This window comes from Actinosynnema sp. NPDC091369, assembly GCF_044757065.1.
Taxonomy (GTDB): domain Bacteria; phylum Actinomycetota; class Actinomycetes; order Mycobacteriales; family Pseudonocardiaceae; genus Actinosynnema.
Window position 1 is genome coordinate 534,269 of the sequence record NZ_JBIVUG010000003.1, and the last position, 16,031, is coordinate 550,299.

14 protein-coding genes are annotated in these 16,031 nt (G+C 72.2%); 7 read left to right on the plus strand and 7 right to left on the minus strand.

Going from position 1 to position 16,031, the window contains the following annotated elements:
- Window positions 1–50: 50 nt before the first annotated feature.
- Together ACIQMJ_RS15065 and ACIQMJ_RS15070 are read right to left on the minus strand one after the other, a co-directional pair.
- On the minus strand, window positions 51–1,427 hold the full coding sequence (locus tag ACIQMJ_RS15065; protein WP_499761541.1) for a mycothione reductase: 1,377 nt from the start codon (window positions 1,425–1,427) through the stop codon (window positions 51–53).
- A 103-nt stretch (window positions 1,428–1,530) separates the two neighbouring features.
- Window positions 1,531–2,058, minus strand: coding sequence for a YbhB/YbcL family Raf kinase inhibitor-like protein (locus tag ACIQMJ_RS15070; protein WP_499761542.1), 528 nt, complete (start codon window positions 2,056–2,058; stop codon window positions 1,531–1,533).
- A gap of 233 nt (window positions 2,059–2,291) precedes the next feature.
- On the opposite strand from ACIQMJ_RS15070, the gene ACIQMJ_RS15075 reads away from it, so the two are divergent.
- The 3 genes from ACIQMJ_RS15075 to ACIQMJ_RS15085 all read left to right on the plus strand — a co-directional run bounded on the left by ACIQMJ_RS15075 (window position 2,292) and on the right by ACIQMJ_RS15085 (window position 5,412).
- On the plus strand, window positions 2,292–3,125 hold the full coding sequence (locus ACIQMJ_RS15075; RefSeq protein ID WP_499761543.1) for a polysaccharide deacetylase family protein: 834 nt from the start codon (window positions 2,292–2,294) through the stop codon (window positions 3,123–3,125).
- Between the two features lie 75 nt (window positions 3,126–3,200).
- Window positions 3,201–3,695 (plus strand): AMIN-like domain-containing (lipo)protein, encoded by a 495-nt coding sequence (locus tag ACIQMJ_RS15080; protein ID WP_499761544.1) that lies wholly within the window; start codon window positions 3,201–3,203, stop codon window positions 3,693–3,695.
- Window positions 3,696–4,305: 610 nt separating this feature from the next.
- Window positions 4,306–5,412 (plus strand): PstS family phosphate ABC transporter substrate-binding protein, encoded by a 1,107-nt coding sequence (locus tag ACIQMJ_RS15085; RefSeq protein ID WP_499761545.1) that lies wholly within the window; start codon window positions 4,306–4,308, stop codon window positions 5,410–5,412.
- Window positions 5,413–5,528: 116 nt separating this feature from the next.
- Here ACIQMJ_RS15085 and lon read toward each other — a convergent pair whose 3' ends face one another.
- Window positions 5,529–7,889 carry an endopeptidase La gene (gene lon / locus ACIQMJ_RS15090; protein ID WP_499761546.1) on the minus strand — a complete coding sequence of 787 codons (2,361 nt, stop codon included), beginning with the start codon at window positions 7,887–7,889 and terminating at the stop codon, window positions 5,529–5,531.
- 153 nt (window positions 7,890–8,042) lie between these two features.
- Here lon and ACIQMJ_RS15095 point away from each other — a divergent pair, with 153 nt between their 5' ends.
- On the plus strand, window positions 8,043–8,843 hold the full coding sequence (locus ACIQMJ_RS15095) for an SAM-dependent methyltransferase (protein WP_499761547.1): 801 nt from the start codon (window positions 8,043–8,045) through the stop codon (window positions 8,841–8,843).
- Here the strand turns inward: ACIQMJ_RS15095 and ACIQMJ_RS15100 are convergent.
- On the minus strand, window positions 8,809–9,672 hold the full coding sequence (locus ACIQMJ_RS15100) for a serine hydrolase (protein WP_499761548.1): 864 nt from the start codon (window positions 9,670–9,672) through the stop codon (window positions 8,809–8,811). The two genes, ACIQMJ_RS15095 and ACIQMJ_RS15100, sit on opposite strands and share 35 nt — an antisense overlap.
- Window positions 9,669–10,610 carry a LysR family transcriptional regulator gene (locus tag ACIQMJ_RS15105; protein ID WP_499761549.1) on the minus strand — a complete coding sequence of 314 codons (942 nt, stop codon included), beginning with the start codon at window positions 10,608–10,610 and terminating at the stop codon, window positions 9,669–9,671. Before ACIQMJ_RS15105 ends, ACIQMJ_RS15100 begins: the two co-directional genes overlap by 4 nt.
- Before the next feature lie 93 nt (window positions 10,611–10,703).
- Here ACIQMJ_RS15105 and ACIQMJ_RS15110 point away from each other — a divergent pair, with 93 nt between their 5' ends.
- The gene (locus ACIQMJ_RS15110; protein ID WP_499761550.1) at window positions 10,704–11,621 is read left to right on the plus strand and encodes an MBL fold metallo-hydrolase; all 918 of its coding nucleotides are present in this window, start codon (window positions 10,704–10,706) and stop codon (window positions 11,619–11,621) included.
- A 9-nt stretch (window positions 11,622–11,630) separates the two neighbouring features.
- On the opposite strand, the gene ACIQMJ_RS15115 is transcribed toward ACIQMJ_RS15110, so the two are convergent.
- Window positions 11,631–12,212: a TetR/AcrR family transcriptional regulator gene (locus tag ACIQMJ_RS15115; RefSeq protein WP_499761551.1), complete on the minus strand. Its 582-nt coding sequence runs from the start codon at window positions 12,210–12,212 to the stop codon at window positions 11,631–11,633.
- Between the two features lie 75 nt (window positions 12,213–12,287).
- On the opposite strand from ACIQMJ_RS15115, the gene ACIQMJ_RS15120 reads away from it, so the two are divergent.
- Together ACIQMJ_RS15120 and ACIQMJ_RS15125 are read left to right on the plus strand one after the other, a co-directional pair.
- Window positions 12,288–12,938 carry a CatB-related O-acetyltransferase gene (locus ACIQMJ_RS15120; RefSeq protein WP_499761552.1) on the plus strand — a complete coding sequence of 217 codons (651 nt, stop codon included), beginning with the start codon at window positions 12,288–12,290 and terminating at the stop codon, window positions 12,936–12,938.
- 205 nt (window positions 12,939–13,143) lie between these two features.
- On the plus strand, window positions 13,144–15,057 hold the full coding sequence (locus tag ACIQMJ_RS15125) for a patatin-like phospholipase domain-containing protein (RefSeq protein ID WP_499761553.1): 1,914 nt from the start codon (window positions 13,144–13,146) through the stop codon (window positions 15,055–15,057).
- Window positions 15,058–15,067: 10 nt separating this feature from the next.
- Here ACIQMJ_RS15125 and ACIQMJ_RS15130 read toward each other — a convergent pair whose 3' ends face one another.
- The gene (locus ACIQMJ_RS15130; protein ID WP_499761554.1) at window positions 15,068–16,000 is read right to left on the minus strand and encodes an alpha/beta hydrolase; all 933 of its coding nucleotides are present in this window, start codon (window positions 15,998–16,000) and stop codon (window positions 15,068–15,070) included.
- Window positions 16,001–16,031: the final 31 nt, after the last annotated feature.

The following is a 16,031-nucleotide window of genomic DNA, read 5'->3' on the forward strand; positions in this document are numbered from 1 at the left end:
GGTACGACCGGGTCTCCCGTTGATCGAGCGCTTGGGCGGCGCTGGTGGGCTCAGTGGGCCAGCGGCAGGTTGAGCAGCGCGTTCTCGATGACCTCGGGCATCGCCGGGTGGATCCAGTACTGGCCGCGGGCCATCGTCCGGGCGTCCAGGCCGAAGCTCATCGCCTGGATGACCGGCTGGATCACGCTCGACGCCTGCGGCCCGATCACGTGCGCGCCGAGGATGAGCCCGGTGTCCGGGTCCGCCAGGACCTTCGCGAACCCCGTGTCGTCCTCCATCGCCCAGCCGTACGCGATCGACGCGTACGCCTGCGACGCGGCCACGTACCGCACGCCGCGCTCGACGGCCTGCTCCTCGGTCAGCCCGACCGAGGCGATCTGCGGCGACGAGAACACGGCGGCCGGCACGAACCGGTGGTCCGACTCGATCGGCTCGTCCGGGTGCAGCAGGTTGTGCTGCACGACCCGCGCTTCGTGGTTGGCCACGTGCTTGAGCTGGTACTCCGAGCTGACGTCGCCCATCGCGTAGATGCCCTCGACGGACGTGCGCTGGCGGGAGTCGACGACCACGCGGCCGTCGGGGTGCACGTCCACGCCGGTGGCGGCCAGGTCGAGCAGGTCCGAGTTCGGCGTGCGGCCGACCGCCACCAGCAGCTCGTCGGACTCCACGACCTCCGCGCCGTCCGGGCCCTCCAGGTGCAGCCGCACCACGCCGTCGACCCGCTCGGCCCGCACCGCCTTGCGCTTGAGCCGCACGTCCCACTTCTCCGACGCGACCTGCGTGAAGCGGGTCGCGACCTCGCGGTCCTCGTGGCGCAGCAGCAGGTCGGACCGCCCGACGACGGTCACCTCCACGCCGAACGACGAGAACACGTGCGCGAACTCCGCGGCCACGAAACCGCTGCCCAGGATGGTGAGGCGACGGGGCAGGGCGTCGAGCCGCATGATGGTGTCGCTGGTGTGGTAGCCGGTGGTGTCGAGGTCGGCCACGTCCGGGATCACCGGGCGGCTGCCCGCGGCGAGCACGAACCGGTCCGCGGTGATCACCTCGCCGGTGCCCGTGTCCAGGGTCTTCGGGCCGGTGAACCGGGCCGTGCCCTCGTAGACGGTGACGTTGGCGTTCTCCTCGGCCCGCCAGTGGCGGCCACCCTCGGAGATGGGGTCGATGCGGCCGAAGATGCGGTCGCGCACGTCGGTCCACCGCACGCCGTCCAGGTGGGCGTCCACGCCCAGCCGCGCACCCGAGGCGGGCGCGGCGGCGACGTCGGCGGTGTGCACGAACATCTTGGTGGGGATGCACCCGACGTTCAGGCACGTGCCGCCGAAGACGCCCTTCTCGACGATCGCGATGTTCCAGCCGGCGAACCGCTCGTCCGCGATGGAGTTGCCGGAACCGGTGCCGATGATGACCAGGTCGAAGTGCCTCACGTCGTGCTGCAACCCGTGCGGTCGGACGCTTGTTCCCGGCGGTGTGACCGGGGTGCGGTCCGTGGTTCGGTCCGGGGGTGGGGTCCGGGCCGGGTTCGGGGCATCAGTGGGCGTAGGTCGGCGCGATGATCGCGCGGGCCAGGGTGTGGAACGCCAGGTTGAAGCTCACCACGGCGGGGGACGCGTCGCCGTCGACGTCGAGCTTCTCCACGTCCACCGCGTGCACCACGAAGTAGTAGCGGTGCACCTGGTCGCCGGGCGGCGGGGCGGCGCCGCCGAACGCGCGGGTGCCGAAGTCGCTGCGGACGTGGAACGCGCCGTCGGGCAGCCCGTCGTCCGACGCGCCCGCGCCGGTGTCGAGCGAGGTCACCGACGCCGGGATGTTCACCACGACCCAGTGCCAGAAGCCGGACGGGGTGGGCGCGTCCGGGTCGAAGCAGGTGACCACGAAGCTCTTGGTCTCCGGCGGGAACCCGGTCCAGCTCAGCTGCGGCGAGGTGTTGCCGGCCTCGAACACGTGCGCGTCCGCCAGGGGTTGGCCGTCGGACACGTCGGTCGAGCTGACCGTGAACGACGCCACCTGCGGGAGCAGCGAGTACGGGTCGGGCGCTACGGGGCGTTCGAGGCTCATCGGGTCCTCCACACGTGATCTTGCGGGACAGACCCGAACGACCCTATCGCCGGCGTGCGGGGGGCGCAGAGGGGTGGTGCGCTGGGGTGGTGCGGTGGACGAGTGGCGGATCGGTGGTGGGTCGGTGTGCGGAGTTGATGCGGAGCTGTGAGCAACCTGAGTGATCCGCTTGGCGTCTCACGTCGAGTGAGCGTCACCTGGATGGGTGACGCCTGGTCGAGGGGGAGCCCGGGATGAGACCCAGGGGAGTGGCGGTTCTGGTCGCCGTCATCGCGGTGGTGGTGGGTGGTTGTTCGGCGCGACCGGAGGCTCGGCAGGAGCCGTCCGCGCCGGTGAGCACCACTGCGACGACAACGACGACGACAACGACCACCGCGCCGCCCACGGCTCTGCCGGGGCCCGGTGGGACCACCATTCCCGTCTTCCAGCAGCCCTACGCCTTCGGCACACCCCAGCAGCAGGCGCCGGCCATCGTGGACGGGATGGTGCCCGTCGTCCGGCGGATCGAGACGGACCGGCCGTACGTGTTCATCACGATCGACGACGGCGCGGTCCGGCACCCGGCCGCGGTGGAGCTGATGCGCAAGAGCGGCGTCGAACCGAGCCTGTTCCTCAACTCCAAGCACGTGGACGGGTACGCGGAGTACTGGAAGGGGTTCGACGGGTTGGCGTCGGTGCACGCGCACACGGCGACGCACCCGGACCTGACCGGCACGTCGTACGAGTTCCAGCGCCAGGAGATCTGCGGCAACGCGGAGCTGCTCCGCACGCAGCTGGGCGCGCGGCCGAAGCTGTTCCGGCCGCCGTTCGGCAACTTCGACCTCACCACGCGGCGGGCGGCGGCCGACTGCGGGTTCACCGCCCTGGTGATGTGGACGGCGGCGGTCAACGACGGGGTGGTGCAGTTCCAGGCCGGTGGGCGGCTCAACGCGGGCGACATCGTGCTGATGCACTTCCGGCACACGTTCGTGGAGGACTTCCTGGCGTTCCTGGAGCGGTGCAAGGCCGACGGGTTGACGCCGGTGGTGCTGGACGATTTCCTGGCCGACCCGAAAGCAACCGTGTGACGTGTGACACGTCTGTTCGGGTGTACCGGTTCGAGCCACGTGCCGGAGCCCTGGAAGCCCCTTTGGAGGGCCGCCATGAACAGCCGTCCCAGAAAACTCGCACTGCTCGTGTTCGTCCTGGCCGCGGTCGGGGTCGTGGTCCCGGCCGCGTCCGTGTCCGCGTCCGCGTCCTCGACGACGCAGACGCCGGTGTTGACCGGCATCCGCACCGGCAGGCACGTCGACTTCGACCGGGTGGTGCTCGACCTCGTCGGCAGCCGCCCGGAGTTCTTCGTCCGGTGCGTCGACCAGCTCCGCTACGACGGGTCCGGTGAGCCGGTCCCGCTGCCGGGCGCGTACTTCCTGGAGGTGCGCCTCGCGCCGGCCGCCGCGCACGACGACGCCGGCAACCCGACCTACACCGGTCCCCGGCAGTTCGGGACGCCCGGGTTGACCAACGTCCAGGCGGTCGCGATCACCGGGGACTTCGAGGCCAACCTCACGGTCGGGCTCGGCCTGCGGAGCGACTCGTGGCACCGCGTGTTCCTGCTCGACTCGCCGACCCGGGTGGTGATCGACGTCGGCCACTGAGGTCGGTGACGTCGGGGTGAAACCACCGTGAACACCCGGTGGTGGTCCGGTTCTCGGTCGGTTCGCCGACCGAGAACCGGTGTGCAGGTGCTGCGGTCCGCGTTGGACTTCCTCGGTGGTCCCGGTCCGGTGCCGCTCGCGATCGGGCTGCTGTTCGCGACGCCGGTCATCGACCGGCTCTTCGTGCGCCGCAAGAGGCTCGGGTTCCGGGTGCTCTACAACTCCAGGATCGGTCTCGGGCCGGAGCGGTTGCACGACGGCACCGACCCGAACTCGCCGCAGCTGCGCGAGCTGGTGCGGGTGCTGGACCGGATGAGCATCGTGGTGATCCGGGTCCGCAACACCGGCAGCTACGACATCGACGCCGAGGACTTCGACAAGCCGCTGACGTTCACCTTCGGCGACCGGGTGGTCTGGAACGCGAGGGTGTCCGAGGCGGGCTCGGAGGAGATGAAGGCCGAGATCCGGCGCAGCCTCCAGTTCTTCGGGTCGGGGGCGAGCCCGGCGAAGGCGTCGCTGCCGACGGTGCGGGAGCGGATGGCGCAGCGCGTGGCCCGGTGGGGCGGGCCGGCGGTGACCGCGGACCCGCCGGGCGAGCCGGTGTGGCGGCGTGCGGCTGGAGAAGCTGGTGCTGCGGCGCAAGCAGAAGTTCAAGCTGCTGGTGGTGCTGCGCGAGCCGGACGCCAACCGGGACGGCGAGCTGGGCAAGGACGTGAAGGTCGTCGGGGACCTGGGCGGCACGGGGATCGTGCACGACGAGCGTCCGGAGCGGCTGATCACCCTGCCCAGGCTGACCGGCGGGCTGGCCGCGGTGTTGGTGGCGGTGCTGGTGCTGGCTTGGCCGCCCGGTTCGACGGACGCGACGGTGGCGTGCGCGACGGGGAAGGTGCGGGTGGAGGGGTCGAGCGTGTTCATGCCGACCATGGCCGCCATCGCCGAGCAGTACGAGCGGGCGTGCCCCGGCGCGGACATCACGACGACCGCGACCGGCAGCATCCAGGGTGTGCGCGAGGTGGCGGGCGCGGAGGGAGGGGAGGGGGTGGTGGCGTTGTCGGACGGCAAGCAGGACGTGCGGGGCGTGTTCGCCCAGCAGTTGGCGATCGTGGTCTACCACGTGGTCGTGCACAGCTCGGTCGGGCTCGACGCCGTCACGGTGGAGCAGTTGCGCGGGATCTACGCCGGTGCGTACACGGACTGGAGCCAGTTGCGGGGCGGGGCGTCGCTGCCGATCCGGATCGTGGGGCGGGGCGGCGAGTCGGGGACGCGGGAGCTGTTCGAGCGGCGGGTGCTGGGTGGGAGCGAGAGCGCGTTGTCGTCCAACGACCGCCGGGTGAAGGACCGGGCCCCGGAGGCGCCGGTGATCCGGTGCGAGCGGGACGAGAACGCCGATGTGGTGCGGGAGATCGGCGCGGTCGAGGGGGCGATCGGGTACGCGGACGCGCCTTCGGTGGCGGAGGCGCGCAAGACGAACGCGCTGACGGCGTTGGCGTTGGACGGGAAGGTGTTCGACGCGGCGGCGGGGGTGGAGGCCGGGTACCCGTTCTGGACGGTGGAGTACCTGGTCACGCGGTCGGAGCCGGCGGCGGGGTCGTTGGTGGGGCGGTTCGTGGGGTACGTGCGGGAGCACGACGGGGCGCGGGTGCGGATGAAGGATGCGGGGTACCTGCCGTGTTGGACGGCGGGCGGGGTGCCGTTGGAGCTGTGCAATTTGAGGTGAGGGTGGGGCGAGGCGGCTCGGGGGAGAGTCCGGCTCGATGTGACATCGGGCCCTTACGGGCACGATGTCACATCGAGCCTTGTGAGTTGGCTGCGGGTGCGTTGTGGGTGGGGTGATTAGGCGGCTGTGGTGGTGGAGATGGTGGTGGTGGCTGGTTCCAGGGCGAGGTTCAGGACTTGTTGGACGTCGGAGACGAGGTGGACGGTCAGTTCGGTGCGGACGGATTCGGGGACGTCGTCCAGGTCGGGTTCGTTGCGTTGGGGGATGAGGACGGTGGTGATGCCGGCGCGGTGGGCGGCGAGGAGTTTCTGCTTGACGCCGCCGATCGGGAGGACGCGGCCGGTCAGGGAGACTTCGCCGGTCATGGCGACGTCGGAGCGGACCGGGCGGCCCGAGAGCAGGGAGGCCAGGGCGGTGGTCATGGTGACGCCGGCGGAGGGGCCGTCCTTCGGGACCGCGCCGGCGGGGACGTGGATGTGGACGTTGCGGTTGGCCAGCGCTTCGGCGCGGTCGTCGTGGGAGCGCAGGTAGGACAGGGCGATCTGGGCCGATTCCTTCATGACGTCGCCCAGTTGGCCGGTCAGGGTGACGCCCGGCGCCCCGGTTTCGGCGGGGGCCAGGGATGCCTCGACGAAGAGGACGTCGCCGCCGGCTCCGGTGACCGCCAGGCCGGTCGCGACGCCGGGGACGGCGGTGCGCTCGGCCGACTCCGGGGTGTGCTTGGGCGAGCCCAGGTAGGTGCGGAGGTCGGGGACGTCGACGGCGACCGGGAGTTCGGTGTGGTCGAGGGCGACGCGGGCGGTGACCTTGCGGAGGATCCGGGCGAGGGAGCGCTCCAGTTGGCGGACGCCGGCCTCGCGGGTGTACTCGCCGGCCAGCTTGCGCAGGGAGGCTTCGGTGATCGTGACGTCGTCGGTGGTCAGGCCGGCTCGTTCGACCTGGCGGGGCAGGAGGTGGTCGCGGGCGATGGTGACCTTCTCGTCCTCCGTGTAGCCGTCGAGCTGGACCAGTTCCATGCGGTCCAGCAGGGGGCCCGGGATGGATTCCAGGACGTTCGCGGTGGCCAGGAAGACGACGTCGGAGAGGTCCAGCTCGACTTCGAGGTAGTGGTCGCGGAACGTGTGGTTCTGGGCCGGGTCGAGGACTTCGAGGAGGGCGGCGGTGGGGTCGCCCCGGTAGTCGGCGCCCACCTTGTCGATCTCGTCCAGGAGGACGACCGGGTTCATCGAGCCCGCTTCGGAGATGGCCCGGACGATCCGGCCCGGCAGCGCGCCCACGTAGGTGCGGCGGTGGCCGCGGATCTCGGCTTCGTCGCGGACGCCGCCCAGGGCGACGCGGACGAACTTGCGGCCCATGGCGCGGGCGACCGACTCGCCCAGGGAGGTCTTGCCGACGCCGGGAGGGCCGACGAGGGCCAGGACCGCGCCGGAACGGCGACCGCCCACGACGCCGAGGCCGCGGTCGGCGCGGCGGCGCCGCACGGCCAGGTATTCGGTGATGCGCTCCTTGACGTCGTCCAGGCCCGCGTGGTCGGCGTCGAGGACGGCGCGCGCGCCCGCGATGTCGTAGGCGTCCTCGGTGCGCTCGTTCCACGGCATGTCCAGGACGGTGTCCAGCCAGGTGCGGATCCAGCCGACCTCGGGTGACTGCTCGGCGGTGCGCTCCAGCTTGTCGACCTCGGCCAGGGCGGCCTTGCGGACGTTGTCGGGCAGGTCCGCGCCTTCGACGCGGGCCCGGTAGTCCTGCTCCTCGGTGGCGGGCTTGCCGTCGAGCTCGGCCAGCTCCTTGCGGATCGCGGCGAGCTGCTGGCGCAGCAGGAACTCCCGCTGCTGCTTCTCGACGCCTTCCTTGACGTCCTTGCGGATGGTCTCGGCGACGTCCAGCTCGGTCAGGTACTCGCGACCCCACTCGAGCAGCTTCTCCAGCCGCTCGGTGACGTCGCTGGTCTCCAGCAGCCAGACCTTCTGCTCGTCGCTGAGGTACGAGGCGTAGCCGGCCAGGTCGGCCAGGGCGGACGGGTCGTCCACCTGCTGGACCGAGTCGACCACCTGCCACGCGCCGCGCTGCTGGAGGATCGTGGTGACCAGCGCGCGGTACTCGCGGGCCAGTTCCCGGGTGTGGTCGTCGACCGGTGCTTCGTCGGTGATGGTGGCCTCGACCCACAGGGCCGCGCCGGGGCCCGTGGTGCCGGTGCCGATGCGGACCCGCTCCGTGCCGCGCACGACGGCCGCGCGCTCGCCGCCGGACAGCCTGCCGACCTGCTCGATCAGCGCCAGCGTGCCCACCTTCGCGTACTTGCCGTCCAGCCGGGGCACCAGCAGGACCTTCGACTGGCCGCCCGCGGCCGTCGCGGCTTCGATCGCGGCGCGGGCCTCGGCGGTGGCGTCCGAGCCGCTGATCCGGATCGGCACGACCATGCCCGGCAGCACGACCACGTCGTCCAGCGGCAGCACCGGCAGCACCAACGTCTCGCCCATGAGTCCCTCCAAAGTTGAGTCTGACTGGCTCAACCAAGGTGAGCCCGGGATTGTTTCCGGTAGGTGTTCGCCCAGAGCGAGCGTCCATTCGGGGGTTGTGCCCGGTTTGCGGCGCGGACACGATCACGCGGTCGACTCACGAGGAGATGGCGCATGGAGCAGGCGAGCTGGGTCCCGTCCTCGGTGGACCTGGACCGGCCGAGCGCGGCCCGGATGTACGACTACTTCCTGGGCGGCTCGCACAACTTCGCGGTCGACCGCGAGGCGGCCAAGTCGGTCGAGCAGATCTTCCCCGGCATGTCCGGCGCGGCCCGGGCCAACCGGTCGTTCCTGCGGCGGGCCGTGCGGTACCTGCTGTCCCAGGGCATCGACCAGTTCCTGGACCTCGGGTCGGGCATCCCGACCGTCGGCAACGTGCACGAGATCGCCCAGCAGACCAACCCCGGTGCCCGGGTGGTGTACGCGGACGTCGAGCCGGTGGCCGTCGCGCACAGCACGGCGCTGTTGGCGAACAACCCGCTGGCCAGCGCGATCCAGGCGGACCTGCGCGACCCGGACTCGGTGCTGGGCAACGAGGAGGTCCGGTCCGTGCTCGACTTCGACCGGCCGATCGGGTTGCTGATGGTCGCCGTGCTGCACTTCGTGCCCGATTCGGACGACCCGCACGCGGCGATCGCCCGGTACCGGGACGTGCTCGCGCCGGGCAGCCACGTGGCCATCTCCCACGCGACCTGGGACGGCGTGTCGCAGGAGGGGCGGGAGAGCGGTGAGCAGGTCAACGCCATCTACCGCCGCACGGACAGCCCGCTGGTGCTGCGCACGGGCGCGGAGGTCGCGGCGTTCTTCACCGGCTTGGACGTCGTGGAGCCCGGTGTGGTGCCGCTGAGCGAGTGGCGGCCGGACTCGGACGACGCCTACATCACCGCGTACGCGGGGGTCGGCCGGAAAGCCTGAGGTGTTCGACCGCCAGCCTGGCGGCCGTGCCGATCACCGCGTCCGCTCGGGGCAGGGTGAAGGCGGTGCTCGCGCTGCGGGTGAAGACGGCCACCGCGTAACGGCCGCCGTCGGGGTACTCGACCACGCCGACCTCGTTGCGGATCGTCGGCAGGGTGCCCGTCTTGCCCGCCACGCGCACGTCGTCGAACGGGAAGCCGGACGCCAGGCGGTGCGGCCAGACCTGGCGCGCCATGGCGTGGCGGATCGGCGCGCAGTCGTCGTGCCGCCACACGTGGCGCAGGAGGGTGGTCAGGTCGCGCGCGGTGCCGCGGTTGGTGTGAGCGGGGTCCAGCGCCCGCAGCCGGGACAGGACGACGGGGTCGGTGAACGCGGCCGGCGGTTCGTCGGGCGCGGCGTCCTCGGCCAGGGCGCGCATGAAGTCCCGCGCCCGGTGGACGACCAGCGTGCGGTGCAGGTCGAGCCGGTCGAGGGCGTCGTTGATCGCGTCGAAGCCGATCAGGTCGACCAGGGCGTCCGCGGCGGCGTTGTCGGAGACGGTGACGGCCAGGTAGGCCAGATCGCGCAGGGACATCGTGACCGGGTCGAGCATGCCCCCGATGCCGGTGGGGCCGGTGCTGCGGTCGTGGTCGAGGGTGATGCGGCGGGTCAGGTCGTGGTCGCTGTGGTGCAGGGCGACCAGCAGGGGGATCTTGAAGACGCTGGCCAGCACGACGGGGTCGTCCGCGCCGACGGACAGCTCGTGGGCCGGGTGGTCGAGGTCGACGGCGTGGAGCTTGCCGGTGACGCCCGCGTCGGCGAACGCGGCGCGCACCCGTGCGGCGGTCACGACAGGTACTCCGCGGCCGGGCGGGGATAGCGCGGCAGCGTGCCCTCGGCGTGGCGCATCCCCTGCGCGGTCAGGACTTCCGTGACGGCGTCGGAGAAGGCGGTGACGGCCGGGGTCTGCCGGCCGCGCGGCCAGGCGGCCGAGGTGCGCCAGAGCAGGGGAGCGCCGCGCAACGGCCGCCAGACCGCGTCCGGCGGTGGTGCGACGCCGTCGTGCAACGCCACCGCGCCGCCCGCCAGGACCAGGCCCAGCGCGAACTCGGGGTTGCCCGCCTGGTGGACCTCGGCGGGCGTGTAGCCGTGCCGGGCGCACGTGGTCAGCACCTCGTCGTGCAACGCGGGCGCGGTGGCGCGGGGGAACAGCACGAGCGCCAGGCCGTTCAGGTCGGCCAACCGGACCTCCGGCGCGGCGGTCAGCGGGTGGTCGCGCGGCAGCAGGACGCCCAGCGGGCTGGTCAGCACCGGGCCGAGGGTGAGCCACGAGACGTCGAACGGGAACCGCAGCACGCCGACGTCCAGGCTCCGGTCGGCCAGCGCGCGCAGCTGCTCGGCGGTGCCGATCTCGCGCAGCTTGAGCTCGACGGGGCTGCGGCGGCGGAACGCGGGCAGCAGCGCGGCCACCGCCCGTCCGCCGAGGTCCGGTGGCACGCCCGCGCGCAGCGACCCGGCCTCGCCGTGCCGGAACCGGCCGGCCAGCGCGCGCAGCCGGTCCTCGCCGGAGAGCAGGGCTCGGGCTTCAGCGAGGATCTGCCGTCCCGCGTCGGTCAGGGCGACGTGCCGGGCGTCGCGGTCGAACAGGCGCACGCCTAGCTCGCGTTCCAGGCGTTGGATGCTCTGCGACAGCGGCGGCTGGGACATGTGCAGCCGAGCCGCGGCCCGGCCGAAGTGCAGCTCCTCGGCCACGGCCAGGAAGTACCGCAGGTGGCGCAGGAGGTCCACGAGCTGCGATGATAGTCGTTCGGATATCGCAGTTGTGGCGATATCGGACTTGGACACGTGCGGTCGGGCGCTGGTCTTGTTGGTGGCATGTGCGTGAGCAGACGACAGGTGTTGATCGGGTCGGCGGCCGTCGCGGTGGCGGGTGCCGGGCTGCCGGGGGTGGCGTTCGCGTCGGGGCGCAGCGGGGTGGGCCTGCGCTGGCTGGGCGTGGCCGGGTGGGAGCTGGTGGTCGGCGGCCGGCGGGTGTTGATCGACCCGTACCTGAGCCGGTTGCCGGTGTTCGACGAGGACGGGAAGTTCATCCCCGACTACCCGTTGGCGGTGCGCGAGGAGCTGGTGGACCGGCACCTCGGCGAGCGGCCGGAGCTCGTGCTGGCCACGCACGGGCACTACGACCACCTGCTGGAGATCCCGTACGTGGTGCAGAAGCACGGATCGCGGGTGATCGGCACGGAGACCCACCGGCACCTGCTGACGGCGCAGGGCGTGCCGGGGGACGACGTCATCGTGGCGTCCGGCGGCGAGCACCTGGACTTCCACGGCTTCACCGTCCAGGTGTTCCGCAGCCTGCACAGCCAGTTCGGCTCGTACGGCTACTTCGCGCCGGGCAGCCTGACCGCGCCGCCGTCCCCGCCGACCACCATCAGCGACCTGGTGGAAGGCGGCTCGCTGGCCTACCTGGTGACCGCCGGGGACTTCTCGGTGCTGTTCCTGTCGGGCACGGCCAACTACGTCGAGCGGGAGATCGCCGGGCTGCGGCCGGACGTCCTCGTGCTCGGCATGAGCGGCCACGCCAACGTCTTCGACTACACCGCGCGGGCCTTGCGGGCGACCCGGCCCAAGCTGCTGATCCCCAGCCACCACGACGACATGGTGACCCAGCTGGACGACCCCGCCCTGCCCCCGCGCGGCAACCCCGCCGCGGCGGCCGAGCTGACCGAGGCGGCACGGCGGATCGGCCTGGCGGCCCGCGTGCTCGACCCGGAGCTCCTGCGCTGGTACGAGCTGTGAGCCGGCCCGTCAGAGCAGACCGGCGCGGGCGGCGGTGAGGGCGGTGAGGGCGGCGCGTTCGGCGGTGGCGCGGTCGACCGGTTCGCCCGTGATGAAGACCCGGTGGTACAGCGGGGCGCAGGTCAGGCGGATCAGTTCGACCGGGTCGGTGTGCGGTGGCAGTTCGCCCCGGTCGACGGCGCGGGTGACGACCTTGGCCGCTTCGGCGTGCCGGGCGGCGTAGAAGGCGCGCTTCGCTTCCTGCGCGCGGGGTGACTGGAGGGCGGCGACGACGATCGCGACCGGCAGGGGGTGGCGGGCGGGGTCGGCGAAGGTGTCCGCGACCTCGGTGGCGATGGCGATCAGGTCGCCTTCGACGGTGCCGGTGTCGGGGACGGGCCACTCGGTCTCGCGGGTGTGGTCGAGCGCGTCGGCGATGAGCACGTCGACCGAGCCCCAGCGGCGGTAGACGGTGGTCTTGTGCACGCCGGCGCGTTCGGCGACCTGCTCCACCGTGAGGCCGGGGTAGCCGCGTTCGACCAGCTCGGCGTGCACGGCGCGGAGGACGGCTTCGCGGACGCGTGCCGAGCGCCCGCCGGGTCGGGACGTCAAATGCAACTCCTGTTGCGTTAAGGGATCGGGTGTGCCACTCTAACGCAACACGAGTCGCGTTAGGAGCCTTCTGCGTTGATCCCCGACCCCACCGTCCTCCACCCGCTGCCGCACGCCGACCGCGTCGTCCAGCTCAAGCCACTGGTGACGTCGCCGAAGATCGAGGTCGGCGAGTACACGTACTACGACGACCCGGAGCACGCGCTGGAGTTCGAGACCCGCAACGTGCTCTACGGGTACGGCGCGGAGAAGCTGGTCATCGGCAGGTTCTGCGCGCTGGCGACCGGCACGACGTTCATCATGGCCGGCGCGAACCACCTCACCACCGGCGTGTCCACGTTCCCGTTCACGATTTTCGGCGGCACGTGGGCCGAGCGGACGATGGACCTGATCACGACCATGGGGACGCGCGGCGACACGGTGGTCGGCAACGACGTCTGGTTCGGCTACAACTCGCTCGTCATGCCGGGCGTCACGATCGGCGACGGCGCGATCATCGCCACCGGCGCGGTCGTGACGTCCGACGTGCCGCCTTACGCGGTGGTGGGCGGCAACCCCGCGCGGCCGGTGAAGCAGCGGTTCGGCGACGAGGACGTGGCCCTGCTGCTGCGCGCCAGGTGGTGGGACTGGCCGATCGACCTGATCACCGAGCACGTCCGCACCATCATGTCCGGCACCCCGGCCGAGATCGACCACATCGCCCGCTCACACCTCCCCACCCCGTGAGTCGAACCCCCAGGCCCCGCGTGTCGAACGCTCAGGACCCCCGAGTTCGACGTTCAGGTCCCCGCATGGGGGTCCTGAACGTGGAATTCAAGGGTCCTGGACGTTCGACACGCGGGACGTGAGCGTTCGACTCACGCGGGAGAAGCCGATTGGTCCAGCGCCACGCCGGCACGTCGCGGGGGATCATGGTGGTGGGAGGTTCGCCATGGCCGAGGACTTCAACCGGTACTGCGACCTGACCATGCGGGGTGGGACGGCCAGTGGGGTGGTCTACCCGTGGGCCGTGGTGGAGCTGGCCGAGCACTACCGGTTCCGGTCGTTGGGCGGGGCGTCGGCCGGGGCGATCGGGGCCGCGTTCACCGCCGCCGCGGAGAAGGGGCGTGACCAGGGCGGCTTCCGCAAGCTGAAGGAGGTCGTGGACTGGTTCGCCGCGCCCGGGTGGCGGCTGGCGCAGCTCTTCCAACCCAGCGAGCACACCCGCAAGCTGTACCGGATCGTGGCGGCCTCCATGCAGCGCCGCGACTCCACCGGCCGCAGCCCGCTCACCTGCCTGCTGCTGGCGCTGATCAGCGCGATCGGGTGGCGGGCCAGGGCATTCCTCGCGTTGGCGCTGGCGTTGTGGCTCGTCGGCCCCATTCTGTGGTTCCTCGCGGTGGAGTGGGGCTCGACGCCGACGTGGGTGCTCGTCGGCCTGACCGTCGTCGCGCTGGTCGCCGTGCCGGGGATCGTGCTGAGGGTCCTGCCGAGGGGCCGGGACGCGTGGTTGCGCCGCGTCGGCACCGCGCTGCTGCTGGTGCTCCCGCTGGTCCCGGTCGCCCTGAGCACCCGGTGGACGGCGCCGAGCCTGGCGAGCGCGGCCACGGCGGCGGTGTGGTGGCTGGTGCTCGGGTTCGCGTTCGTCAGCGCGGTCGCGGTCACCTGCGGCCTGGGTGCCAAGCGGTTCCTCGACCGGATGGCGACCACCATCCACTTCGGACTCGTGCCCGGCACCGGCGGGGTCCGGCCGAACTTCTGGGACCGGCGCTGCGGCGTGCCCGCGTCGACCGGCGTGCCGCCGCTGAGCGACTGGGTCGCCGACGTGCTGGACGAGCTGTCCGGCGCGACCGACCTCACGTTCGGCGACCTGACCACGAACCTGGTCCTGATGACGACGGACCTGTCCGAGGGCCGCCCCTACCGCCTGCCGTTCACCGCACCGCGCGCCGAGTGGCTGTTCTGCCGCACGTGCCTGCGGACCGTGCTGCCGCAGCGCACCGTGGACAAGCTCGGCCACGACGCCACCGCGCACCACTGCCCGCTGCACCCGGACGAGGCCGTCCACGTGCTGCCGGAGAACCTGCCGGTGGCCCTGGCCGTGCGGATGAGCATGCCGCTGCCCGGCCTGATCGCCGCGGTGCCGCTGGTGCGGGCCGAACCGGAGCCGCGGGTGCACTGGTTCTCCGACGGCGGCATCACGAGCAACTTCCCGATCCACTTCTTCGACCACCTGCTGCCGCGCTGGCCGACGTTCGGGCTGAGCCTCCAGTCCTACCCTCCCGGCGACGACCGGGACGTGTGGCTGCCCGAGCAGGACGCCTCCACCGCCGGCACGCCCTGGCGCGGCATCGGCCTGGCGCAGCAGTTCGCGTCGGCCATCCTGAACACGATGCTGGACTGGCGCGACACCATGCAGTCGGCGCTGCCGGGCTACCGGGGTCGGATCGCGCACGTGCGCATCGGCGCGCTGGAAGGCGGCACGAACCTGTTCATGCGCCCCGAGACGATCCTCGCCCTGGCCGAGCGCGGCGCCGAGGCCGGCCGCCTGCTGCGCACCCGGTTCACCGAGGACGACGCCACCAAGACCGACCGCTACCGCTGGATCCGGATGCGGCTGGCCATGCGCGAGTACCAGCAGCTGGCCGGGCAGGCCGACGAGCGCGCCGCCTTCTACCGCGACCTGACCGCCCGCTACCGCGTCCCGGAGGACCTGCACGCCTGGTTCGCCACCCCGCCCGCCGGCACGGACCCGCACGCGCGCGGGATCGGCCTCACCCTGGACGCCCTGGGCGCGGTGCCGGACGGCCCGTTCGACGGCGAGCCGCCGATCGACCCGGACCTCCGCCTCACCCCGCCGGAGTGATCGCCCGCGATCAGATCTCGTCCAGGAACTCGTCCACCTCGGCCAGCGCGCGCCGCCGCACCGGCTCGGCGGACAGGAACAGGTCGTGCATGCCGCCGTCCACCGGCACGATCCGCACCCGACCGCCGATCTTCGGCCCCCACACCCGCATGTGCTCGACGTCCAGCACGGTGTCCGCGGTCATCGCCTCGGGCGTCCACCGCTTCGCGTGCAGGTGGCTGCGGGCCGACCGCAGCAGCAGCACGGGCACCCGCACGTCCAGCCCGCGGTGCAGCCGGGCGTGGCCGCGGCGGATCGCGCGCAGCCACCCCGCGTGCACCGGGAACGCCTCGATCGGCTTCCACGCCGTGTCGAAGTCCCACTCGCCGTGGTGGTCGCGGTGGATGCTCTCGCCGTACACCGGGCCCAGGCCGGGCTTGAGCACGAGCTTCGGCGCGAGCCGGCCGACACCGCGGACCACCGCCGTGCCGACGGTCCGCAGCAGCCACGGCTCGGCCAGGTCCAGCCACGGGCTGTTGAGCACCAACGCGTCCAGCACGTCGTCCGAGCGGCGCTCGTGCGCCCACAGGCTGGTGATCAGCCCGCCGGTCGAGTGCCCCACCACGACGAGGTGCCGGTAGCCGTCCTCCTCGCGGATCACCCGCGCCGCGGCGTCGATCTCCTCGAAGTGCTCGGCCAGGTCGGTGACGAAGTTGGCCACCTGGCCCGGCCGCAGCGACCGCCCGTACGCGCGCAGGTCGAGGGCGTAGAAGTCGAAGCCGCGCGCGGTGAAGTGCTCGGCGACGTGCCGCTGGAAGAAGTAGTCCGCGAAGCCGTGCACGTACAGCACCGCGCCGCGCAGTGCGGGCTGCGCGCGCCGCCGGACCAGCGTCGCGGTGGCGTCGCCGCCGCCCAAGGGCAGCGCGCGGGTCTCGTAGTCGGTGCCGAGCACGTCTGCGTTCACCCGGTCAGTGTGCACGCAGATTCGTCCGATC